The sequence below is a fragment of the Caldimonas manganoxidans ATCC BAA-369 genome (genome assembly GCF_000381125.1).
Taxonomy (GTDB): Bacteria; Pseudomonadota; Gammaproteobacteria; order Burkholderiales; family Burkholderiaceae_C; genus Caldimonas; species Caldimonas manganoxidans.
The window spans coordinates 1-4,727 of the sequence record NZ_KB905997.1 but is presented as its reverse complement, the minus strand read 5'-3'; the positions used below and the strand labels follow the sequence as shown (position 1 = coordinate 4,727).

At 62.6% G+C, this 4,727-nt stretch carries 4 protein-coding genes; all 4 read right to left on the bottom strand.

From position 1 onward, the window contains the following. The coding region (locus tag F615_RS20705) for a methyl-accepting chemotaxis protein (protein ID WP_019562376.1) at window positions 1-1,146 on the bottom strand (1,146 nt) is incomplete at its 3' end. A gap of 208 nt (window positions 1,147-1,354) precedes the next feature. Continuing rightward, entirely contained in the window at window positions 1,355-3,565 is a 2,211-nt protein-coding gene (locus tag F615_RS19555) for a methyl-accepting chemotaxis protein (RefSeq protein ID WP_245558381.1), read from the bottom strand. Window positions 3,566-3,763: 198 nt separating this feature from the next. Next, window positions 3,764-4,240, bottom strand: coding sequence for a chemotaxis protein CheW (locus F615_RS0117165; RefSeq protein ID WP_026330416.1), 477 nt, complete (start codon window positions 4,238-4,240; stop codon window positions 3,764-3,766). A gap of 172 nt (window positions 4,241-4,412) precedes the next feature. Then, on the bottom strand, window positions 4,413-4,727 hold a 315-nt coding region (locus tag F615_RS19045; RefSeq protein WP_019562373.1), incomplete at its 5' end, for a methyl-accepting chemotaxis protein.

The window sequence follows — 4,727 nt, the reverse complement described above, 5'->3', positions numbered from 1 at the left end:
TGCGAGGATGTTGGTTTGGAAGGCGATGCCGTCGATGACGCCGATGATGTCGGCGATTTTTTTGGAGGCGGAGTTGATGTCTTCCATGGTGGAGACGACCTGGGAGACGACCTGGCCGCCGCGCTGGGCGACGCTGGAGGCGTTGGAGGCCAGCTGGTTGGCTTGTCGTGCGGCGTCGGCGGAGTGTTTGACGGTGCCGGTGAGCTGCTCCATGGAGGAGGCGGTTTGCTGCAGGCTGCTGGCGGCTTGCTCGGTGCGATGGCTGAGGTCTTGGTTGCCTTGGGCGATCTCGCTGGAGGCCGTGGCAATGGAGTCGGTGCTGGCGCGCACTTGAGCCACCAAGCGGCGCAGCGACGCGCTCATTTGTGCCAGGCTGTCGAGCAAGCTGCCTTTGGGCGGCATGCCCAAGTCCACATCCAGGCGACCTTGTGCAATGGCACTCATGCAGCGTTGCGCCTCGGCCGGATCGCCACCGATTTGCTGCCGAATGCTGCGGCCCGCCAGCAGGCTCACGATGATGATCACGCTCAGCAATAGCCCGCCCAACAGCGCGGCTTGGGCGATTTCTGCGCGAGCAGCGGCGGCCAGGTCATCGAGATACAAGCCCGATCCGATCATCCAGTTCCAAGGTTTGAACGCCATGGCGTACTGGAGCTTGGGCACGGGTTCGGTTTGACCGGGGCGGGGGAAGTGCGTGTCGACGAAAGCACGCCCGTCCGAACTGGCGCGCAAGGCATCTGCGATGTCTTTGATCGGATGACGGCCCAGGCCGTCTTTGATTTTGTCGGCCATGTGCTGGCCGCGCCATTCGGGGCGGATGGGGTGCATCACGCCCACGCCGTCCAAAGTCCAGATATAGAAGTACTCTGATCTTCCATCCTGGCCGCCATAGCGTGCTTGTTCGATGGCGGCCGCAGCCGCTTGCTGGGCTTGCTCCTGGGTGATCTCGCCTTTTTGTGCTTTGGCATGAAAGCCGCTGGCGATGGCATACATGGATTCCACGGCGGCTTGAAGCGTGGCGCGGCGATCTTCAAGCAAGCGTTGGTAGGTGCTGTAGCCGTGGTACAGCGTGAGCAACACCACGCCAGCCAGGCTGGTGAGGATGATGCTGAAAATTATCTGTTGGAAGCTCAAGCGATCGAACATGGGGCGACTCCGAAATCTTTGGGGGCAGGGCGCACGAGCGGCGCTGTGTCGTGAGTACGTTATCGGCTCGAGCGCACAAGGTTTGAGGCGCCACCGGATCGGCAGGTGTGATGAAACTCACGGCTGGCGCGTGGCCATCTCTGTGAGGGCGGCATGCATGAGCGCATGGCTTTCAGACGGAAGCCATGCGCATTCGAGCCGCAGGCCATCAGCCCAATTCGCCCTGCAGTCGAATGATGGCTTCGATGGTGCGGTTGCTGGCTTCAGCGAATGGGCTGCCGGGGCCGATGGCTTTGAGTGCCTGGTCCTGCCGTTCAGCGTTGATGTGCTCGGCAACCGTTGCGAGCGTGCGGTGGAACTGCGCATGCTCATCCACGAGGGTTCGGAAGCTGGGGCGTGACCCCCAGCGTGCGCCGCCGGGGCCATGCAGCCAGCGTCCCAGCGGGCAGCGGTCGTCGCGGCACAGCGTGTTGGCGTCGAGCTTTTCTTTCTTCGCAATGGCCTGTCGCAGCTTGACTTTCCAGCTCCGGTGGGCTTCGACGGCTTGCGCGAAATCGAAGTCTTCGACTCGCTCGGTGACCAGACTGGCCGAGGCTTGCCGCTCGGCCATTTGTGGCAGGCGGAAGCGTTGCATGCGTTGCTGCAGGTGGTCGGTGAGCCGCTTCATGGTCTGAGCGGCGGCTGCCGTTTCTTCGACCAAGGCGGCGTTTTGTTGCGTGCTTTGGTCGAGTTCTTGAGCGGCCTGTCCGATTTGTTCCACGCCGAGGGCTTGTTCACGCGCTGCAGTGGCGATTTGACCGATCACGCGCCCGAGCTCTTGCGCGTCGCTCACCAGAGTTTCGATCGCTTGGTGGGCCTGAGCGACCACGTGGGACCCTTCGGTGGTGCGTTCGATGCTGGCCTGGATGAGCGATTTGATTTCGCGGGCGGCCGACGAGCTCCTTTGGGCGAGGTTGCGGACTTCTGCGGCCACCACGGCGAATCCCCGGCCGGCCTCGCCTGCGCGGGCTGCCTCGACGGCGGCGTTGAGTGCCAGGATGTTGGTTTGGAAGGCGATGCCGTCGATGGTGCCGATGATCTCGCCGATGCGTTGCGCCGAGGATTCGATGCCTCGCATGGTGTGCACCACTTGCTGCATGACTTGCCCGCCGTCGGCGGCTGCTTGGGCATTTCGCGCGGCCAGATCGGCTGCTTTTTCGGCGTGAAGGGCGGTGGACTTCACAGTGCCAGAAATCTGCTCCATCGTGGCGGCCGTTTGCTCAAGATTGGCCGCGGTGCGTTCGGTGCGGGCCGAAAGATCCATGGCGCCGCTGGCGATTTCCTCGGCAGAGTGCGTGATCTCGTCGCTGGTGTCTCGCACGTCACGCACCATCGATCGCAAGGACTCCTGGGTGGATCGCAGATCGTTCATGACCCGGGCGGCTTCGTCCTTGCCCCAAGGCGTGGGGTGTGTGGTGAGGTCTCCGTTGGCCATGGCGCGGATGTGTTTGGAGATTTCCCGCAGGCCGCCATCGACCACGAGGAAGAAGCAATAGATGAAGTAGGCCGCCAGGAGCAAACTCAGGAGCAGCAATACCAGGTAGGCCAGCAGATTGGCTGCATGGGCGCTGCGCTCGTGCGCCACGAGGGTTTCCAATCGATCGAGGAGTTCATCTTGCAGTTTGGCGACCGATTCGATGGCCTGCGTTCCGAGTTGCAGCACCTGAGCCTCTGGCGCTGCAGCGCCCTCGCGCATCAGGCGCTCGATGCTTTGCACGGCGGCTGTCTTCTGGGCCAGAGGATGATGCTCGTCGATGCGGGCCAAGGTGCGGTTCAGATCGAACAGACGTTCTTGGATGGCGGCGCTGGCAGCGGCGATGACCGGCGCGGCTTCATCTTGCGACACGCGGCCGGACTTGACGGCGGCCAAGGCGCCGCGCAGCCGGGCCACATGGTCGGCCAGACGCAACAGTTCGACGTCGGCGGCATGCCATGTGTCTTGGATGTGCGGCCATGGCGAGTAATGAAGGCGTGAGACGCTGCTGGCCTGGGACTGCCAGTCGTAAAGCTGATCGAGCCACGCGTTGTGGCGGGCAAACACCTCGGTGGGCGTCCCGGTCATCGGCAGCTCTTGCCATGCGCGCGCCAAGGCTTCCCACGCGTCGCGCAGGGGTTTCCACTCGGCCTGCTGCAACACGCTTTGCAGCTTCGCGTTGGCCTGTTTCAAGGCTTCATCGTTGCTCAACGCAGCTTGCGTTCCGGCGAGGCCGGCTGCAGACAGTCTGCGCCGTTCGAGCATCAAATGGTGTACTTCGATGCTGCGTCGAAGCAGTTGTGTGCCAAGGGTGTGCCTGGACAGGGTTTCCCATTCAGTCCATTGGGTTTTGGCGGTCCAGATCACGAGCACCAACAAGGGCAGCAACAACAAGGCGCTGACCACCGATGCCTTGGAGTGAAACCTGAGATTGCGAAACCAACGCACCCCGAGTGCCCAGACTCCGTGATATGCGAAAAACCCCCCTTGGGCAGACGGTGGCTGGTTGTGTGTGCCGGATGATTTGTCGTCGAAATGACCTGTCAGATTCTCAGACTCGATGACGTGCATGATGGGTCTCCGGTGTTCTTTTTTTGGTGAAGATCAGGGGGTGATGGCGTCGGTGCAAGCCAATCCGACACTGGCGGACAACAGCAGGTTTTCGATGTCGAGCAAGATGAGCATGCGCTCGCCCACTTGCCCCAAGCCGGTGATGTAGCGTGCATCGACGGCGGCGGAGATTTCGGGGGCCGGGCGGATCTGGTCGGCGCTCAGCTCGGTCACGTCGCTGACCGCATCCACGACGATGCCAATCACCCGTTGACCGAAGGTGAGAATGATGGAGACGGTGAAGTCGTTGTATTCGACCTTCTCGCAGCCCATGCGCATGCGCATGTCCACGATCGGGACGATCACACCACGCAGGTTGAGCACACCCTTGATGTGCGCTGGGGCGTTGGCAATGCGGGTCGGCTCTTCGTAGCCCCGGATTTCCTGAACTTTCAGGATGTCGATCGCATATTCCTCGCTGCCCACGCGGAAGGTGAGGTATTCGCGGGTGGGTCCGCTCACGCGCTGCATGGCGGTGTGGCGTGCCGCGGGGGCTTGCAAAGTGGCGGGGGGGTGCATCATGCCCATGTTGGCTCCTGTTTCCTGATGACGCAGGTGTCGGTGACTTCGGCAAATCGAGCGTGGACTTGAGCGTTGCTTGGCCCTGTGCGCCGCACGCCCCGGCGTGTGGCCGAGGTGGGGCTCAGCTTTCCATGGCGGGTTGCAAGCGGAAGGTGGCCACGACTTGAGCGAGGCGTTGTGCTTGTTCGCGCAGGGACGCTGCGGCGGCGGCGGACTGTTCGACCAAGGCGGCGTTTTGCTGGGTCATTTGGTCGAGTTGACCGACGGCGGCGTTGATTTGGGAGATGCCGTCGTTTTGTTCGCTGGCGGCGGCGGAGATTTCGCCGATGATGTCGCTGACGCGGCGCACGGAGGCGACGATTTCGTTCATGGTGGCGCCGGCGTCTTGGACGAGTTTGGAGCCGGATTCGACTTTTTCGACGGACGCGCCGATGAG